Raw genomic sequence first — 16,211 nt, 5'->3', positions numbered from 1 at the left:
AAAACCAGCATGTCTATCAAGATTCGCAAACTCGATTCCAGCGCCGACGGTTTCCAGAAGGCGCTGCGTGCGGTCCTCGCGTTCGAAGCGAGCGAGGATGAGGCGATCGAGCGCTCGGTCGCGCAGATTCTCGCGGACGTGAAGGCGCGCGGCGACGAAGCCGTGCTCGAATACACCAACAAGTTCGATCGTCTGAAGGCGGACAGCGTCGCGGCGCTCGAACTACCGCTCTCGGAGATGGAAGCCGCGCTCGAAGGGCTCGAACCGAAGCGCCGCGCGGCGCTCGAAGCGGCGGCGGCGCGCGTGCGCGGCTATCACGAGAAGCAGCGCATCGAGTGCGGCAGCCATAGCTGGCACTACACCGAAGCCGACGGCACCGTGCTCGGCCAGAAGGTCACGCCGCTCGATCGCGCGGGCATCTATGTGCCGGGCGGCAAGGCGGCGTATCCGTCGTCCGTGCTGATGAACGCGATTCCGGCGCGCGTGGCGGGCGTGAAGGAAATCGTGATGGTCGTGCCGACGCCCGATGGCGTGAAGAATCCGCTGGTGCTCGCGGCGGCGCTGCTCGGCGGCGTGGATCGCGTGTTCACGATCGGCGGCGCGCAAGCGGTGGCCGCGCTCGCGTACGGCACGCAAAGCGTGCCTGCCGTCGACAAGATTTGCGGTCCGGGTAACGCGTATGTCGCGTCGGCGAAGCGGCGCGTGTTCGGCACGGTCGGCATCGACATGATCGCGGGGCCGTCCGAAATTCTCGTGATCTGCGACGCCACCACCGATCCGCGCTGGGTCGCGATGGACCTCTTCTCGCAGGCCGAGCACGACGAACTCGCGCAATCCATTCTGCTGTGCCCGGACGATGACTTCATCCAGCGCGTGGAAGACGCGATCGTCGAACTGCTGCCGGCGATGCCGCGTCGCGACGTCATCCAGCGCTCGCTCGAAGATCGCGGCGCGCTCATCAAGGTGAAGGACATGGCCGAGGCGTGCGCGATCGCCAACGATATCGCGCCGGAGCATCTTGAGATTTCCGCGCTCGATCCGCATCAGTGGGCCGCGCAAATTCACAACGCAGGCGCGATGTTCCTCGGCCGCTACACGAGCGAAAGCCTCGGCGATTACTGCGCGGGCCCGAACCACGTATTGCCGACGTCGCGCACCGCGCGCTTCTCGTCGCCGCTCGGCGTCTACGACTTCATGAAGCGTTCGAGCGTGATCGAAGTGAGCGCGGACGGCGCGCAGACGCTCGGCGAAATCGCGGCGGAACTGGCGTACGGCGAAGGCCTGCAGGCGCACGCGAAGAGCGCCGAATACCGGATGAAAAAAGTCGGCTGAAGCGAAAACCGGCCCGAATGAACGAGGCGGCCTGAGAGCCGCCACCCGAACCGGCGAGAGAGACGCCGGGAAAACATGACGACATCACAAGACATCATCCGACCCGACGTCCTCGCGATGACGAGCTATCCCGTGCCCGATGCCACGGGCCTCATCAAGCTCGACGCGATGGAAAATCCCTACACGCTGCCCGTCGACCTCGCCAAAGCATTGGGCGAGCATCTCGCGGGCGTCGCGCTGAACCGTTATCCCGCGCCGCGTCCGGCGGAATTGCTCGCCAAGATCAAGCGCACCATGAACGTGCCCGACGCCTGCGACGTGCTGCTCGGCAACGGTTCGGACGAGCTCATCAGCATGATGTCGGTCGCGTGCTCGAAGCCGGGCGCGAAGGTCGTCGCGCCGGTGCCGGGCTTCGTGATGTACGAAATGTCGGCGAAATTCGCGCATCTCGAGTTCATCGGTGTGCCGCTGAAGGCCGACTTCACGCTCGACGCCGACGCGCTCGTCGCCGCCATCGATGAGCACGCGCCGGCGCTCGTCTATCTGGCGTATCCGAACAACCCGACCGGCACGCTCTACGACGACGCCGACATCGAACGCGTGATCGCCGCGTCGAAGAAGAGTCTCGTCGTGATCGACGAGGCGTATCAGCCGTTCGCCGAAAAAAGCTGGATGCCGCGCGCGGCGGAGTTCGACAACGTCGTCGTGATGCGGACTGTCTCGAAGCTCGGGCTCGCGGGCATCCGTCTCGGCTACATGGCGGGCCGGCCCTCGTGGATCACGCAGTTCGACAAGGTGCGCCCGCCGTACAACATCAACGTGCTGACGCAGGCCACGGCCGATTTCCTGCTCGATCACCTCGACGTGCTCGACGCTCAAGCGGCCGAACTGCGCGCGCAACGCACGAAACTCGCACGCGAAGTGGCGGCGCTGCCCGGCATGACGGTATTCCCGAGCGCGGGCAATTTCCTGCTCGTGCGCGTTCCGGACGCCGCCGTTGCTTTCGAAACCCTTCTGACTTCGCGGGTTTTGGTAAAAAACGTGGGTAAAATGCACCCATTGCTGGCTAACTGCGTGCGTTTGACGGTCGGCTCTGCGGAAGAAAACGCGCAAATGATCGCCGCGCTCAAGAAGCTCCCCACTCTCGATTAAGTCTCAAGGAATCACCATGCGTATTGCGGAAGTCGTTCGCAACACCAGCGAAACGCAGATCCGTGTGAAGCTCGATCTGGACGGCACCGGCAAGCAGAAGCTCGCCACCGGCGTCCCGTTCCTCGATCACATGCTCGACCAGATTGCCCGTCACGGGCTCATCGATCTCGACATCGAAGCGCATGGCGACCTCCATATCGACGATCACCATACGGTAGAAGACACCGGCATCACGCTCGGAATGGCCATCGCGAAGGCCATCGGCGACCGCAAGGGCATTCGCCGTTACGGGCATTCGTACGTACCGCTCGACGAAGCGCTGTCGCGCGTCGTCGTCGATTTTTCGGGGCGTCCGGGGCTCGAGTTCCATGTGCCGTTCACGCGCGCGCGCATCGGCACGTTCGACGTCGATCTGACCATCGAATTCTTCCGCGGATTCGTGAATCACGCCGGCGTGACGCTGCATATCGACAACCTGCGCGGCATCAACGCGCATCATCAGGTCGAAACCGTGTTCAAGGCGTTCGGCCGCGCGCTGCGCATGGCGTGCGAAGTCGACGAGCGCGCGGCGGGGCAGATTCCGTCGACCAAAGGCAGTCTCTAAGCCGACTGACCGGTTCGGCGCGTTGCTGCGCCGGAAAAAAGATGGATTTGTTCAAGTCGTTTATCTCATTGCTCGCGCTGATCAACCCGATCGGCGCGATACCGTTTTTTCTCAGCCTGACCTCGCAGCAATCCGATCTCGAAAGACGCAACACGATTCGCGTCGCTTCGATTTCAGTCTTCTGCGTGATCGCGGTGACGGCGCTGCTCGGCCAGCAGATCATCGCGTTCTTCGGGATTTCGGTCGGGTCGTTCGAAGTGGGCGGCGGCATCATCATGCTGCTCATGGCGATCAGCATGTTGAACGCGCAGGTCGGCAATGCGCGTTCGACGCCGGAAGAACGCATGGAAGCCGAGGAGCGCAATAGCATCGCGGTCGTGCCGCTCGCGATTCCGCTGCTCACCGGTCCCGGCTCGATCAGCACGGTGATCGTCTATGCTGCGAATGCGCAACACTGGTACGACCGCTTCGGGCTCGTCGTGCTGGGCGCGATCATCGCGGGGCTGTGCTTCGGCGCGCTGAATCTCGCCGAGCCGATCGCGCGCGTCGTCGGGCGCACGGGAATCAACATCGGCACGCGTCTCATGGGTTTGATGTTGTCCGCATTGGCGGTGGAGTTCATCGTCGACGGGTTGAAGGCCTTGATGCCATCTTTGAAATGAATACTTCGATTGCGATTGTTGATTACGGAATGGGCAACCTGCGCTCGGTCTACCAGGCGCTGAAGAAGGCTGCACCCGAAGCGAACGTGGCGATCGTCGATCAGCCGCAAGGCATTCACGCGGCGGATCGCGTCGTGCTGCCGGGCCAGGGCGCGATGCGCGACTGCATGGGGCATCTCGCCGAATCCGGTTTGCAGGAAGCGGTGATGCAGGCGGCGCGCGAAAAGCCGATGCTCGGCGTGTGCGTCGGCGAGCAGATGCTCTTCGACTGGAGCGAGGAAGGCGACACGAAGGGCCTCGGTCTTCTGCCCGGCAAGGTCGTGCGCTTCCAGCTCGACGGTCTGCTGCAGGACGACGGCTCGCGCTTCAAGGTGCCGCAAATGGGCTGGAATCGCGTGCGTCAGACACAGGCGCATCCGGTCTGGGACGGCGTCGCGGACGGCGCGTTCTTCTACTTCGTCCACAGCTACTACGTGGTGCCGGACAATCCGGCTCACACATCCGGCGAAACCGTGTACGGCAGCGCGTTCACGTCGGCGGTTGCGCGCGACAATATCTTCGCCACCCAATTCCACCCCGAAAAGAGCGCGGACGCAGGATTGCGTCTCTATCGCAATTTCGTGCACTGGAACCCGTGAAATACCGTGCCCGCTAGCGTTTTCGCCTATTACTACGGGCGCATGACCGTTGCAAGACTTGTACTACACTAGCGAGACGGCCCGCGGCACAGGCACGAAAGACCGCACGCGCGCCGTTTTGATCAACTTCACCCAGAAAATACGCGATACCTATGCTGCTCATTCCGGCCATCGATCTTAAGGACGGTCAGTGCGTGCGCCTCAAGCAGGGCGATATGGACCAGGCGACCATTTTTTCAGAGGATCCGGCGGCCATGGCCCGACATTGGGTCGATCGCGGCGCACGGCGATTGCATCTGGTCGATCTGAACGGCGCGTTCGCCGGCAAGCCCAGAAACGGCGACGCGATCCGCGCCATCCTCGATGAAGTCGGCAGCGAGATTCCCGTGCAGTTGGGCGGCGGCATCCGCGATCTGGAAACCATCGAGCGCTATCTGGACGACGGCCTGTCGTACATCATCATCGGCACGGCGGCGGTGAAGAATCCGGGCTTCTTGCAGGACGCGTGCAGCGCGTTCGGGGGACACATCATCGTCGGGCTGGACGCGAAGGACGGCAAGGTCGCGACGGACGGCTGGAGCAAGCTCACGGGTCACGAGGTCGTCGATCTCGGCCGCAAGTTCGAAGACTACGGCTGCGAATCGATCATCTACACGGACATCGGCCGTGACGGCATGCTTCAGGGCCTCAACCTCGAAGCAACCGTGCGTCTCGCGCGGGCGGTGAAGATTCCGGTGATTGCGAGCGGCGGGCTGTCGAGCATCGCGGACATCGAATCGCTCTGCGAAGTCGAGGACGAAGGCATCGAAGGCGTGATCTGCGGCCGCGCGATCTACTCCGGCGATCTCGATTTCAAGGCCGCCCAGACCCGCGCCGACGCGCTGCGCGAGGCCGACGGCGCCTGATACGCCCGCGCGCGAGCACATCTGAGCAGCACTCCGGGCGGCCGCGGCGCCGCCCTTACTCCGTAAGTGGCAAGAACATGGCTCTCGCAAAACGCATCATTCCCTGTCTCGACGTAACCGCCGGCCGCGTCGTGAAGGGCGTCAATTTCGTCGAACTGCGCGACGCGGGCGATCCCGTCGAAATCGCGCGGCGTTACGACGATCAGGGCGCCGACGAACTCACGTTCCTCGATATCACCGCGACTTCCGATCAACGCGATCTCATTCTGCCGATCATCGAATCGGTGGCGTCGCAGGTGTTCATTCCGCTGACGGTCGGCGGCGGCGTGCGCGCGGTCGAAGACGTGCGGCGTCTGCTCAACGCGGGCGCGGACAAGATCAGCATGAATTCGTCGGCGGTCGCGAATCCGCAACTCGTGCGCGACGCGTCGGACAAGCACGGCTCGCAGTGCATCGTCGTCGCGATCGATGCGAAACGCGTGTCGGCCGAAGGCGAAACGCCGCGCTGGGAAGTCTTCACGCACGGCGGCCGCAAGGCGACGGGCATCGACGCGATCGAATGGGCGCGCAAGATGGCCGAATTCGGCGCGGGCGAAATCCTGCTCACCAGCATGGATCGTGACGGCACCAAAGCCGGCTTCGATCTCGCGTTGACGCGCGCCGTGTCGGACGCGGTGCCGGTGCCGGTGATCGCGTCGGGCGGCGTCGGATCGTTGCAGCATCTGGCGGATGGCATCGTCGAAGGTCACGCGGACGCGGTGCTTGCCGCGAGCATCTTCCACTACGGCGAGCACACCGTCGGCGAAGCGAAGCGCTTCATGGCCGATCACGGCATTTCGGTGAGGACTTGAAACCGTGAGCGATCAGATGATCTGGCTCGACAAAGTCAAGTGGGACGCGAACGGCCTCGTGCCGGTGATCGCGCAGGAAGCATCGACCAACGACGTGCTCATGTTCGCGTGGATGAATCGCGAGGCGCTCGCAAAGACCATCGAACTGAAGCGCGCGGTGTATTTCTCGCGCTCGCGGCAGCGCCTGTGGTTCAAGGGAGAAGAGTCGGGCCACGTTCAGCACGTTCACGACGTGCGCCTCGATTGCGACGAAGACGTCGTGCTGCTCAAGGTCGAGCAGGTTTCGGGCATCGCGTGCCACACCGGCCGCCATTCCTGTTTTTTCCAGAAATTCGAAGGCACGGCGGAGAACGGCGAGTGGGTCGCCGTCGAGCCGGTCCTGAAAGACCCAGAAAGCATCTACAAATGACGCAAGCCAATACGCTGGACACGCTGCTGCGCCTCGCCTCGGTCATCGACAGTCGCAAGGGCGGCGATCCGGAACAATCCTACGTTTCCCGACTCTTTCACAAGGGCGACGATGCGGTCCTGAAGAAGATCGGCGAGGAAGCGACGGAAGTCGTGCTTGCCGCGAAGGACGCCCGTCATGGCGGCGCGCCGAAGGCGCTCGTCGGCGAAGTCGCCGATCTGTGGTTTCATTGTCTCGTCATGCTGTCCCATTTCGATCTGAGCCCCGCCGACGTGGTCGCGGAACTGGAACGTCGCGAAGGTCTGTCGGGAATCGAGGAAAAGGCGCTGCGCAAGTCGCGCGAGCGTGAGCAGAACGGCGGCTGACGAGCGTCTGGCATCAGCGAAGGAGGGCACGAATGAACCGGCAATATGAACCCTATCCGCCGCCCGTCGTTCAGAACGCGAACGATCCCGAACGCCTGCGCAACATGCGCACGTTCACGCATGTTCTGTACGGCTTGTACGCCGTCTATTGGCTGACCGGCGGTCTCACGGGACTGGTCGCGATCATCCTCAACTACATCAAGCGCGGCGATGCGGCGGGCACGCCGTACGAAGATCACTTCACCTGGCAGATCCGCACCTTCTGGTGGGCGGTGCTGGGCCACGTGATCGGTTTCGCGACGATCTGGATCGGCATCGGCTTTCTGATTCTCGGTGCGGTCAGCATCTGGACGCTTTATCGCATCATCAAAGGCTGGCTGTTTCTCTACGAGAACAAGCCGATCGAACCGCGCGCGTGGTTTTGATCACATCCGTCAACGAAATCCGGCAACTCAATGAGTCAAGACAACTGCATTTTCTGCAAGATCGCTTCCGGGCAACTGCCGAGCACGAAGGTCTATGAGGACGATGAGTTCGTCGCCTTCAACGACATCAATCCTGCCGCGCCGGTGCACGTGCTGGTCATTCCGCGCAAACATATTGAAACACTTTCCCACTGCACAGAAAGTGACAGTCCGCTACTTGGTAGAATGGTGAGTCTCGTCGGACGGTTGGCGAAAGATCTGGGTGTCTCCTACACGGGAGGCGACACCGGCTTTCGAACGGTAATCAATACCGGTCCGGGCGGCGGGCAAGAGGTGTATCACATCCACGCGCATTTGCTGGCCGGCGAGCGCCCGTGGCGCCGAATGGGGTAATGCTGCAATCTTTGTTTGCATTCTCCTTTCCAATGAAATATTGGGCGAGCAAAATCGATAGTTGAGCCGAGGCGACGTGCCTCGGCCGGGGCCGCCAGGCCGATCTTCCGTCATCGGTACCCAAATCGGGGCGGAATCACGGAGAGTTTTCATTCATGGGTTCGTTAAGCATTTGGCATTGGTTGATCGTTCTGCTGATCGTAGCGCTCGTGTTCGGCACGAAGAAGCTGCGCAATATCGGCGGCGATCTGGGCGGCGCGGTGAAGGGCTTCAAGGAAGGCATGCGCGAGGGCGACACGCCGGCGAATTCGGCCGATCAGCGCGAACTGCCGCGTAACGGCGCCGTGGACGTCGAGGCGAAAGACAAGTCGCGCTCGGGCGACTATCGCTGATCCGTCTGCCGACGGTAACTCTCCACTTTTCGTTCAATGCTCGATCTCGGTCTGACCAAAATGGCGGTCATCGGCGTCGTGGCGCTGGTGGTCCTCGGGCCGGAGCGCCTGCCCGGCGTCGCACGTACGGCGGGGGCGCTCTTCGGGCGCGCGCAGCGCTATATCAACGACGTCAAATCGGAAGTCGCGCGCGAGATGGAACTCGATGAGCTGAAGAAAATGCGGACCGAGTTCGAAAACGCGGCGTCGAATGTCGAATCGACGATTCACGACACGCTGAAGCGCCACGAATCCGAGCTGAACGATGCCTGGAAAGACGGCACGTCGGTCGCGCCGAGCATCGCTGGCGGCGCTGATTCAGCGGACAGCGCCGCGTCGGACAAGCCCTGGGCCGCTACGTCTTCATCGACGTCGACCCGGCGCAAGAACTGGCGCGTGAAGCAGGCGGCGATTCCCAACTGGTACAAGCGCACGACCTCGCGTCGCACGCGGGTTCAATCGGGCGCGGCGCGCGTCGCTCGCCACACGCCCGCCACCCTGCGCCGGCAGACGAAGTTCTTCTGAGCGTGCCGCGATTCCTTCATCGATGATTTCTACCGAGGGCCGGCGTGAGCGACCCGCAACACACTAAAGAAGAGCCCGTCGAAGAGACGTTCATTTCGCATCTGGTCGAATTGCGCGACCGCATCATCCGCGCGGGCGCATCGGTCATCGTCGTGTTCATCGCGCTTGTGTATTGGGCGCCGGACATCTTCAAGCTGCTGGCGCGTCCGCTGATGCAGAACCTGCCCGCGGACGGCAAGATGATCGTCACGGACGTCACCGGCTCGTTCTTCGTGCCGATGAAAGTCACGATGCTCGTCGCCTTCGTGATCGCGCTGCCCTTCGTGCTGTATCAGGTCTGGGCGTTCGTCGCGCCGGGTTTGTATCAGCATGAAAAGAAGCTCGTCGGGCCGCTCGTTTTCAGCAGCTATACGCTTTTTCTGTGCGGCATGGCGTTCGCGTACTTCGTCGTGTTCCCGACCATCTTCCGCGTGATGGCGCACTACAACGCGCCGCTCGGCGCGGAGATGACCACGGATATCGACAATTACCTGAGCTTCGTGCTGACGATGTTCATCGCGTTCGGCGTGACGTTCGAGGTGCCGATCGTCGTCGTGCTGCTTGCGCGCATGGGCGTCGTGTCGATTCAAAAGCTCAAGCAGATTCGTCCTTACGTGATCGTCGGCGCGTTCATCATTTCCGCGGTCGTCACGCCGCCCGACGTTTTCTCGCAACTCATTCTCGCGATTCCCCTCGTCATTCTTTATGAAGCGGGGATCATCGCGGCGCGGCTCGTCGTCGGCAAGGAACAGGTCAAGAACGAGGAGCCGGCGGCGGAGTAAAGTGCGGCGTATTGTCGCGCCAGAGCGAGTGTTCGAGATAAGAAAAAGGCAGCTTCGAGCCATCGAAGCTGCCTTTTCGTTTTACGGACGTCGCGTTTTACTCGTCGCCCTGATCGCCTTGATCGTCATCCGGCATTTGCGGTGCGCGCGGCGGCGCGGGGCGCTTGCCGATCATCACGTTGAGATCCAGTTCCTTGTTCTTGCGCATCAGATGGACCTTCACCGACGTGCCCGGCTTGATCTGCGCGACGACGTTGAGCAGGCGCGTCGTGTCGGTGATCGTGTCGTCGTTGATCGACACGAGGATATCGCCCGGCTTGATGCCCGCCTTGTCCGCCGGGCCGCCCTGCAGCACGCCCGCGACAATCGCGCCGGACTTCTGATCCAGCCCGAACGATTCGGCGATCTCCGGCGTCACGTCCTGCGGTTCGACGCCGATCCAGCCGCGCGTCACGCTGCCCGTCGTGATGATGCTTTCCAGCACGCTGCGCGCGGTCGACACGGGAATCGCGAAGCCGATGCCGAGCGAGCCGCCGCTGCGCGAATAGATCGCCGTGTTGATGCCCAGCAGGTTGCCGTTCACGTCGACCAGCGCACCGCCCGAATTGCCGGGGTTGATGGCGGCGTCGGTCTGGATGAAGTTCTCGAACGTGTTGATGCCGAGGTGATTGCGCCCGAGCGCGCTGACGATGCCCATCGTGACCGTCTGGCCGACGCCGAACGGATTGCCGATCGCGAGCACGACATCGCCGACGCGCGTCTGATCCATTCGCCCGAGCGTGATGGTCGGCAGGTTGGTCATGTTGATCTTCAGCACGGCGAGGTCGGTTTCCGGATCGACGCCGATCACTTTCGCGCTGGACGTGCGACCATCGGCGAGCGCGACTTCGATTTGATCCGCCCCGTCGACGACATGCTGGTTCGTTAGAATGTAACCTTCCGAGCTGACGATGACACCGGAGCCGAGATTCGACGCGGGCGGCTCGTCGCTCTTGCGCTTGTTCTTGTCGCCGAAGAAGTAGCGGAACAGCGGGTCTTTCGCGCGCGGGTCGGGCGGCAGATTGCCGTCCTTGCTGGAGAACACGTTCACGACGGCCGGCATCGCCTTTTGCGCGCCTTCCGAAAAGGACGACTGAACGGGGCGCGAGCCGATGCTCGGCGCCACTTCCTGCAACGCGACGATCGGCTCGGCAAGCTGCTTGCCGAATTGACCCTGACGTTGAAGCCACTGCGGCTTCAAGGTCGCGATGATGAACATCAGGGCCAAAAGCACGGTGACCGCTTGGGCAAAAAATAGCCAGAAGCGTCTAAGCATTTGAAGGGATAGAGGAATTCATGGATCGGATCGAACTCGAATTGTATCTGAACAATCTGCTGGAAATCGGCCGCTTCAAGGACTATTGCCCGAACGGTCTGCAGGTTGAAGGCGCGCGCCGCGTGCAGAAGATCGCAACCGGCGTGACCGCCTCGCAAGCCTTTCTCGAAGCCGCGCTGGAGTGGGGCGCGGACACGGTGCTCGTGCATCACGGCTACTTCTGGCGCAATGAGGCGCCGCAGATCACCGGGCGCAAGCATCGAAGATTGCGCACGCTGATTGCCAACGACATCAATCTCTTCGCCTATCATCTTCCGCTCGACTCGCATCCGGAACTCGGCAACAACGCGCAGATCGGCGCACGCCTCGGACTGATCGCGGACGCGCGCTTCGCGAATCAGGATCTCGGCTGGATCGCGACGCTCGGCATGCCGCTCCCGCTCGAGCACTTCAGCGCGATGGTCGAGAACGCGCTCGGCAGGAAGCCGCTCGTGTTCGGCGACACAGACAAGGAATTGCGCCGCGTGGCGTGGTGCACGGGCGGCGCACAAGGTTACTTCGAAGAGGCCATCGCGGCGGGCGCGGACGTGTATCTGAGCGGCGAAGTCTCGGAGCAAACCATGCATATCGCGGCGGAATCGGGCGTGGCGTACATCGCGGCCGGGCATCACGCGACGGAGCGCTACGGCGTGCAGGCCGTGGGCGCGCATCTGTCCGAGCAATTCGATATCGAGCATCTTTTTATCGATATCGATAATCCGGTTTAATGACCGATTAAGCTGTGGGCGCGATTATCTGCGCTTGCGGTTGCCTTAAATGAACGCTTCACGATGTTGCGCGAAAAACGTGGGGAAAACCCTGAAGCATCAATCACTTCGAGTGATTTTTGCTAGTCAGCCCTTGTAAATGCCAACTCCATTCGCGCACACTAACGGCGGAACAACTGATGTGACGGTATAAATCCAACTCAGAAGTGGGGCGTGTGATGCGAGACAAGGATGAAAAACGCGTCGACGGCGGCCGCCGTACCTGGCTGATTGCGACGACCGCAGCAGGTGGTTTCGGAGCAGTGGCAACCGTAGTTCCCTTTGTAGGTTCGTTTGCTCCATCGGAGAAGGCCAAGGCGGCGGGCGCGCCTGTCGAGGTCGATATCAGCGGACTGAAGCCGGGCGACATGATGACCGTCGCCTGGCGCGGCAAGCCGGTGTGGATCGTGAATCGCACCGACGAAATGCTGGCCGACGTCAAGAAGGCCGACAACGAAGTAGCCGACCCGAAGTCGAAGATGGAATTCTCGATGCCGTTGCCCGAGTACTGCAACAACGAGTATCGTTCGCGCGCGGATCACAAGAACATTTTCGTGGCGGTTGCCGTGTGCACGCATCTGGGCTGCACGCCGACGCCGCGTTTCACCGAGGGTCCCCAACCCAATCTCCCCGATAACTGGCCGGGCGGCTTCCTTTGCCCGTGCCACGGCTCGACCTATGACATGGCCGGCCGCGTCTTCAAGAACAAGCCCGCGCCGCAGAACCTGGACATTCCACCGTTCATGTTCACTTCCGCGACGCAACTCGTGATCGGCAAGGACGAAAAGGGAGAGGCGTAAATGGCGACCGCAGACAAGGAAGTAGAGACAACGGGCCTGACCGGTTGGATCGATCGCCGGTTTCCGCTGACCTCGACCTGGAAGAAACACGTATCCGAGTATTACGCGCCGAAGAACTTCAACTTCTGGTACTTCTTCGGCTCGCTCGCGTTGCTGGTGCTGGTGAATCAGATCGTCACCGGTATTTTCCTCACGATGAACTACAAGCCCGATGCGACGCTCGCGTTCGCCTCGGTCGAGTACATCATGCGCGAGGTGCCGTGGGGCTGGCTCATTCGCTACATGCATTCGACGGGCGCGTCGATGTTCTTCGTCGTCGTGTATCTGCACATGTTCCGCGGGCTGATGTACGGGTCGTATCGCAAGCCGCGCGAACTCGTGTGGATCTTCGGTTGCGCGATCTTCCTGTGCCTCATGGCCGAAGCGTTCTTCGGCTATCTGCTGCCGTGGGGGCAGATGTCGTTCTGGGGCGCGCAGGTCATCGTCAACCTGTTCTCGGCGATTCCGTTCATCGGTCCGGATCTGTCGCTGTGGATTCGCGGCGATTACGTCGTCTCCGATGTCACGCTGAACCGCTTCTTCGCGTTCCATGTCATCGCGATTCCGCTCGTGCTGATCGGACTCGTGGTCGCGCACCTCGTCGCGCTGCACGAAGTCGGCTCGAACAATCCGGACGGCGTCGAGATCAAGGCGAAGAAGGACGCGAACGGCATTCCGCTCGACGGCATTCCGTTTCATCCGTACTACTCGGTGCACGACTTCATGGGCGTGTGCGTGTTCCTGCTGATCTTCGCGGCGATCATCTTTTTCGCGCCGGAAATGGGCGGCTATTTCCTCGAAGCCAACAACTTCGTGCCGGCCAATCCGTTGCAGACGCCGCCGGAAATCGCGCCGGTGTGGTACTTCACCGCGTTCTACGCGATGCTTCGCGCGACGACCGATCCGTTCAAGATCGTGCTGATGATCGTGATCGCGCTGCTCGGCGTGCTCGCGCTCGTCAAGGCGCGCGGGAAATGGAAGCTCGGCCTGCCGGTGCTCGCTGTGCTCGTGCTGATTTTCATGGCGCTGACGGAGTCGAAGTTCTGGGGCGTCGTCGTGATGGGCACGGCGGTCGTGTCGCTGTTCTTCCTGCCCTGGCTGGACCGCAGTCCGGTGAAGTCGATTCGCTATCGGCCGCTCTTTCACAAGGTCTTCTACGCGATATTCGTGTTCGCGTTCCTGATGCTCGGCTTCCTGGGCACGCGACCGCCATCGCCGGCCGCGACGCTGATCGCGCAGATCTGCGCGCTGATCTACTTCGCGTTCTTCCTCGGCATGCCTTTCTGGACGCCGCGCGGCAAATTCAAGACGCCGCCTGAGCGAGTGCACTACAAACCTCACTGAGCGCACGTCCGGAGACGAATACGATGAAAAAATGGCTCTCTACAATAGCGATGATCGGTGCGGCGATGCTCTCGTTCTGCGCACCGCCGGCGTTCGCGCAGGAAGAAGCGGTGCTCGATCGGGCGCCCGACAGTTCGGACAATCTCGCGTCCTTGCAGCACGGCGCACAAGTTTTTGTAAACTACTGCCTGAATTGCCACAGCGCGACGTTGATGCGGTACAACCGGCTGACCGATATCGGCATCAGCGAGAAGCAGATTCGAGAGAATCTGCTCTTTACTACGGACAAGGTCGGCAACACGATGTCGATCGCGATGCGCCCGGAAGATGCGAAAGCGTGGTTCGGTGCGTCGCCGCCGGATCTGTCCGTCGAAGCGCGGGCGCGCGGCAGGGACTGGCTCTACACGTACCTGCGGAGTTTCTATCACGATCCGACGCGGCCGACCGGCTGGAATAATCGCGTCTACGAAAACGTCGGCATGCCGCACGTGCTTTGGACGCTCCAAGGCGTCCGGGACGCGAAATTCGAGACCGATACGGACGAAAAGACGGGCGAAAAGGTACGAAGATTCGTCGGTTACACTCAGGTTACACCTGGTGCCATGTCGTCCGTGGATTATGATTCAACTGTGGCCGATCTCGTTTCGTACATGTCGTGGATGGCGGAACCCGCGCAGCAGACGCGCAAGCGGCTCGGCGTCTGGGTTTTGCTGTTCCTGGCGTTCTTGAGCTTCCTCGCGTGGCGCCTGAACGCGGCATACTGGAAAGATATCAAATAGCGCGCCTTCGAAGGCGTGGGTCGGCGCGACGGCGTTTTCCGCGAGGAAACGCCGCGGCCGGCCCTTCGAGTTTACTGAAGGAACTTTAAAAACATGATGGTTCTGTATTCCGGCACTACTTGCCCCTTCTCCCAGCGCTGCCGGCTGGTGTTGTTCGAAAAGGGCATGGATTTCGAGATTCGCGACGTTGACCTGTTCAACAAGCCGGAAGACATCGCGGTGATGAACCCTTACGGACAGGTCCCGATCCTCGTCGAGCGCGACCTGATCCTGTACGAGTCGAATATCATTAACGAATATATCGACGAGCGTTTCCCGCATCCGCAACTCATGCCGGCCGATCCGGTGCAGCGCGCCCGCGCACGCCTGTTCCTGCTGAACTTCGAAAAGGAACTGTTCGTTCACGTCGGCACGCTCGAAAACGAAAAGGGCAAGGCCGCCGAGAAGAATCACGAGAAGGCGCGCAGCGCGATCCGCGATCGCCTCACGCAGCTCGCCCCGATCTTCCTGAAGAACAAGTACATGCTGGGCGAGGAGTTCTCGATGCTCGACGTCGCGATTGCGCCGCTGCTGTGGCGTCTGGATCACTACGGCATCGAACTGTCGAAGAACGCAGCACCGTTGATGAAGTACGCTGAGCGGATTTTCAGCCGTCCGGCCTATATTGAAGCGCTGACGCCTTCCGAAAAGGTGATGCGTCGATAGTTTGAGTGCGTTGGGACGCGGCGGCGCGCGTTTGCGCGGCCGCATTCCGACAGAGGAAAGTTGATGCAAGAAATTTCCACCAAGCCGTATTTGTTGCGCGCACTGTACGAATGGTGCACGGACAATGGTTTTACGCCTCACATCGCCGTTCGGGTCGATGCGGCTACGCGCGTGCCGCGCCAGTTCGTCCGCAACGACGAGATCGTGTTGAACATCAGTTTCGAGGCGACGAGCCAGTTGCAGATGGGCAACGAGTGGATCGAGTTCAGCGCGCGTTTCTCCGGCAAGTCACACAAGATCGAAGTGCAGGTCGCGAACGTGCTCGCTATCTACGCACGCGAGAACGGACAGGGGATGGCGTTCCCGGTCGAGCAGTCGCATTCCGGCTCGGATTTGACGAGCGCTCCCGTGGGCGCGCGATCGGCCGAGCGCGATACGCGGCAGATCGAGGAACCCGCAGACACCGCGCCGAAAGAGGATGCGCAAACTGCAGCGGATGACGATTCGAAATCGCCTGCGAGGTCTCACCTCAAAGTCGTTAAATGAAGTAGAATTCCGTGCTTCGCCGGCTTAGCTCATCTGGTAGAGCAGTTGATTTGTAATCATCAGGTGGCGGGTTCGAGTCCTGCAGCCGGCACCAAGACTTATGTCGACGGGTCGTGCGATGTCCGCACGACCCGTTTGCTTTGAGTCGGTAAGACGAGTAGGTCGAATCGATAAGAAACGTTTCAAAAACTTGTTGACACGAACCGAAACGTTCTTCATAATCTCGTTTCTCTGCTGCTGATGCAGCGACGCAAGACGGAAGTTGAAGTAAGGCTTGTCTTGCGATGTGCTCTTTAAAAACTAACAGCCGATAAGTGTGGGCGCTTGATGGCGAGTGCGGCTGGTTCTTCGGAATCGGCAATAG

At 61.3% G+C, this 16,211-nt stretch carries 21 protein-coding genes and 1 tRNA gene; 21 read left to right on the top strand and 1 reads right to left on the bottom strand.

Annotated features, from left to right (window positions below; translation table 11 throughout):
* Positions 1-9 precede the first annotated feature (9 nt).
* The 14 genes from hisD (at position 10) to tatC (ending at position 9,513) form a co-directional block, all read left to right on the top strand.
* The gene (gene hisD, locus NCT05_RS15190) at positions 10-1,332 is read left to right on the top strand and encodes a histidinol dehydrogenase (protein WP_008344133.1); all 1,323 of its coding nucleotides are present in this window, start codon (positions 10-12) and stop codon (positions 1,330-1,332) included.
* 75 nt (positions 1,333-1,407) lie between these two features.
* Complete coding sequence (hisC, locus tag NCT05_RS15185) at positions 1,408-2,484, top strand: histidinol-phosphate transaminase (protein WP_250502661.1); 1,077 nt, start codon at positions 1,408-1,410, stop codon at positions 2,482-2,484.
* 16 nt (positions 2,485-2,500) lie between these two features.
* Positions 2,501-3,088, top strand: a complete 588-nt coding sequence (gene hisB / locus NCT05_RS15180; protein ID WP_244807661.1) for an imidazoleglycerol-phosphate dehydratase HisB — start codon at positions 2,501-2,503, stop codon at positions 3,086-3,088.
* 41 nt (positions 3,089-3,129) lie between these two features.
* Positions 3,130-3,750, top strand: coding sequence for a YchE family NAAT transporter (locus NCT05_RS15175; protein ID WP_008344137.1), 621 nt, complete (start codon positions 3,130-3,132; stop codon positions 3,748-3,750).
* On the top strand, positions 3,747-4,388 hold the full coding sequence (hisH, locus tag NCT05_RS15170) for an imidazole glycerol phosphate synthase subunit HisH (RefSeq protein WP_008344139.1): 642 nt from the start codon (positions 3,747-3,749) through the stop codon (positions 4,386-4,388). The genes NCT05_RS15175 and hisH overlap by 4 nt, the downstream gene beginning before the upstream one ends.
* A 152-nt stretch (positions 4,389-4,540) precedes the next feature.
* Positions 4,541-5,293, top strand: a complete 753-nt coding sequence (gene hisA / locus NCT05_RS15165; protein WP_008344140.1) for a 1-(5-phosphoribosyl)-5-[(5-phosphoribosylamino)methylideneamino]imidazole-4-carboxamide isomerase — start codon at positions 4,541-4,543, stop codon at positions 5,291-5,293.
* Between the two features lie 77 nt (positions 5,294-5,370).
* A complete protein-coding gene (gene hisF, locus NCT05_RS15160) occupies positions 5,371-6,144 on the top strand; it encodes an imidazole glycerol phosphate synthase subunit HisF (RefSeq protein WP_008344141.1) in 774 nt (257 codons plus the stop codon).
* A 16-nt stretch (positions 6,145-6,160) separates the two neighbouring features.
* Positions 6,161-6,553 (top strand): phosphoribosyl-AMP cyclohydrolase, encoded by a 393-nt coding sequence (gene hisI, locus NCT05_RS15155; RefSeq protein WP_174447750.1) that lies wholly within the window; start codon positions 6,161-6,163, stop codon positions 6,551-6,553.
* Positions 6,550-6,918 carry a phosphoribosyl-ATP diphosphatase gene (locus tag NCT05_RS15150; RefSeq protein WP_008344143.1) on the top strand — a complete coding sequence of 123 codons (369 nt, stop codon included), beginning with the start codon at positions 6,550-6,552 and terminating at the stop codon, positions 6,916-6,918. The genes hisI and NCT05_RS15150 overlap by 4 nt, the downstream gene beginning before the upstream one ends.
* 32 nt (positions 6,919-6,950) lie before the next feature.
* Positions 6,951-7,343 (top strand): DUF4870 family protein, encoded by a 393-nt coding sequence (locus tag NCT05_RS15145; protein WP_008344144.1) that lies wholly within the window; start codon positions 6,951-6,953, stop codon positions 7,341-7,343.
* Positions 7,344-7,373: 30 nt separating this feature from the next.
* On the top strand, positions 7,374-7,736 hold the full coding sequence (locus tag NCT05_RS15140) for a histidine triad nucleotide-binding protein (protein WP_008344145.1): 363 nt from the start codon (positions 7,374-7,376) through the stop codon (positions 7,734-7,736).
* Positions 7,737-7,891: 155 nt separating this feature from the next.
* Complete coding sequence (gene tatA, locus NCT05_RS15135; RefSeq protein ID WP_008344146.1) at positions 7,892-8,128, top strand: Sec-independent protein translocase subunit TatA; 237 nt, start codon at positions 7,892-7,894, stop codon at positions 8,126-8,128.
* Between the two features lie 36 nt (positions 8,129-8,164).
* Positions 8,165-8,692: a Sec-independent protein translocase protein TatB gene (tatB, locus tag NCT05_RS15130; RefSeq protein WP_008344147.1), complete on the top strand. Its 528-nt coding sequence runs from the start codon at positions 8,165-8,167 to the stop codon at positions 8,690-8,692.
* Positions 8,693-8,736: 44 nt separating this feature from the next.
* The gene (gene tatC / locus NCT05_RS15125; protein WP_008344148.1) at positions 8,737-9,513 is read left to right on the top strand and encodes a twin-arginine translocase subunit TatC; all 777 of its coding nucleotides are present in this window, start codon (positions 8,737-8,739) and stop codon (positions 9,511-9,513) included.
* Positions 9,514-9,610: 97 nt separating this feature from the next.
* Here the strand turns inward: tatC and NCT05_RS15120 are convergent, their stop codons facing one another.
* A complete protein-coding gene (locus NCT05_RS15120) occupies positions 9,611-10,828 on the bottom strand; it encodes a S1C family serine protease (protein WP_008344149.1) in 1,218 nt (405 codons plus the stop codon).
* A gap of 20 nt (positions 10,829-10,848) precedes the next feature.
* Here NCT05_RS15120 and NCT05_RS15115 point away from each other — a divergent pair, with 20 nt between their 5' ends.
* From NCT05_RS15115 to NCT05_RS15085, 7 genes are all read left to right on the top strand, one after another.
* A complete protein-coding gene (locus NCT05_RS15115) occupies positions 10,849-11,595 on the top strand; it encodes a Nif3-like dinuclear metal center hexameric protein (protein ID WP_008344150.1) in 747 nt (248 codons plus the stop codon).
* 218 nt (positions 11,596-11,813) lie between these two features.
* Entirely contained in the window at positions 11,814-12,434 is a 621-nt protein-coding gene (gene petA / locus NCT05_RS15110) for a ubiquinol-cytochrome c reductase iron-sulfur subunit (RefSeq protein ID WP_008344151.1), read from the top strand.
* Positions 12,435-13,817: a cytochrome b gene (locus tag NCT05_RS15105; RefSeq protein ID WP_175983058.1), complete on the top strand. Its 1,383-nt coding sequence runs from the start codon at positions 12,435-12,437 to the stop codon at positions 13,815-13,817.
* 23 nt (positions 13,818-13,840) lie between these two features.
* Positions 13,841-14,596 (top strand): cytochrome c1, encoded by a 756-nt coding sequence (locus NCT05_RS15100; RefSeq protein WP_008344153.1) that lies wholly within the window; start codon positions 13,841-13,843, stop codon positions 14,594-14,596.
* 93 nt (positions 14,597-14,689) lie between these two features.
* On the top strand, positions 14,690-15,301 hold the full coding sequence (locus NCT05_RS15095) for a glutathione S-transferase N-terminal domain-containing protein (RefSeq protein ID WP_008344155.1): 612 nt from the start codon (positions 14,690-14,692) through the stop codon (positions 15,299-15,301).
* A 63-nt stretch (positions 15,302-15,364) separates the two neighbouring features.
* Positions 15,365-15,847, top strand: a complete 483-nt coding sequence (locus NCT05_RS15090; protein WP_008344157.1) for a ClpXP protease specificity-enhancing factor — start codon at positions 15,365-15,367, stop codon at positions 15,845-15,847.
* 18 nt (positions 15,848-15,865) lie between these two features.
* Positions 15,866-15,941, top strand: a tRNA-Thr gene (locus NCT05_RS15085).
* Positions 15,942-16,211 lie beyond the last annotated feature (270 nt).

It is taken from the genome of Caballeronia sp. AZ7_KS35, from assembly GCF_023631045.1.
GTDB lineage: Bacteria > Pseudomonadota > Gammaproteobacteria > Burkholderiales > Burkholderiaceae > Caballeronia > Caballeronia zhejiangensis.
The sequence above is the reverse complement of the archived record's forward strand: the minus strand, read 5'-3'. Positions and strand labels throughout refer to the sequence as shown.

What these genes read in the sequence shown, in the direction of transcription:
- hisD (WP_008344133.1), top strand. Translation starts at nt 10, where the DNA reads ATGTCTATCAAGATTCGCAAACTCGATTCCAGCGCCGACGGTTTCCAG.
- hisC (WP_250502661.1), top strand. Translation starts at nt 1,408, where the DNA reads ATGACGACATCACAAGACATCATCCGACCCGACGTCCTCGCGATGACG.
- hisB (WP_244807661.1), top strand. Translation starts at nt 2,501, where the DNA reads ATGCGTATTGCGGAAGTCGTTCGCAACACCAGCGAAACGCAGATCCGT.
- NCT05_RS15175 (WP_008344137.1), top strand. Translation starts at nt 3,130, where the DNA reads ATGGATTTGTTCAAGTCGTTTATCTCATTGCTCGCGCTGATCAACCCG.
- hisH (WP_008344139.1), top strand. Translation starts at nt 3,747, where the DNA reads ATGAATACTTCGATTGCGATTGTTGATTACGGAATGGGCAACCTGCGC.
- hisA (WP_008344140.1), top strand. Translation starts at nt 4,541, where the DNA reads ATGCTGCTCATTCCGGCCATCGATCTTAAGGACGGTCAGTGCGTGCGC.
- hisF (WP_008344141.1), top strand. Translation starts at nt 5,371, where the DNA reads ATGGCTCTCGCAAAACGCATCATTCCCTGTCTCGACGTAACCGCCGGC.
- hisI (WP_174447750.1), top strand. Translation starts at nt 6,161, where the DNA reads ATGATCTGGCTCGACAAAGTCAAGTGGGACGCGAACGGCCTCGTGCCG.
- NCT05_RS15150 (WP_008344143.1), top strand. Translation starts at nt 6,550, where the DNA reads ATGACGCAAGCCAATACGCTGGACACGCTGCTGCGCCTCGCCTCGGTC.
- NCT05_RS15145 (WP_008344144.1), top strand. Translation starts at nt 6,951, where the DNA reads ATGAACCGGCAATATGAACCCTATCCGCCGCCCGTCGTTCAGAACGCG.
- NCT05_RS15140 (WP_008344145.1), top strand. Translation starts at nt 7,374, where the DNA reads ATGAGTCAAGACAACTGCATTTTCTGCAAGATCGCTTCCGGGCAACTG.
- tatA (WP_008344146.1), top strand. Translation starts at nt 7,892, where the DNA reads ATGGGTTCGTTAAGCATTTGGCATTGGTTGATCGTTCTGCTGATCGTA.
- tatB (WP_008344147.1), top strand. Translation starts at nt 8,165, where the DNA reads ATGCTCGATCTCGGTCTGACCAAAATGGCGGTCATCGGCGTCGTGGCG.
- NCT05_RS15120 (WP_008344149.1), bottom strand. Translation starts at nt 10,828, where the DNA reads ATGCTTAGACGCTTCTGGCTATTTTTTGCCCAAGCGGTCACCGTGCTT.
- NCT05_RS15115 (WP_008344150.1), top strand. Translation starts at nt 10,849, where the DNA reads ATGGATCGGATCGAACTCGAATTGTATCTGAACAATCTGCTGGAAATC.
- petA (WP_008344151.1), top strand. Translation starts at nt 11,814, where the DNA reads ATGCGAGACAAGGATGAAAAACGCGTCGACGGCGGCCGCCGTACCTGG.
- NCT05_RS15105 (WP_175983058.1), top strand. Translation starts at nt 12,435, where the DNA reads ATGGCGACCGCAGACAAGGAAGTAGAGACAACGGGCCTGACCGGTTGG.
- NCT05_RS15100 (WP_008344153.1), top strand. Translation starts at nt 13,841, where the DNA reads ATGAAAAAATGGCTCTCTACAATAGCGATGATCGGTGCGGCGATGCTC.
- NCT05_RS15095 (WP_008344155.1), top strand. Translation starts at nt 14,690, where the DNA reads ATGATGGTTCTGTATTCCGGCACTACTTGCCCCTTCTCCCAGCGCTGC.
- NCT05_RS15090 (WP_008344157.1), top strand. Translation starts at nt 15,365, where the DNA reads ATGCAAGAAATTTCCACCAAGCCGTATTTGTTGCGCGCACTGTACGAA.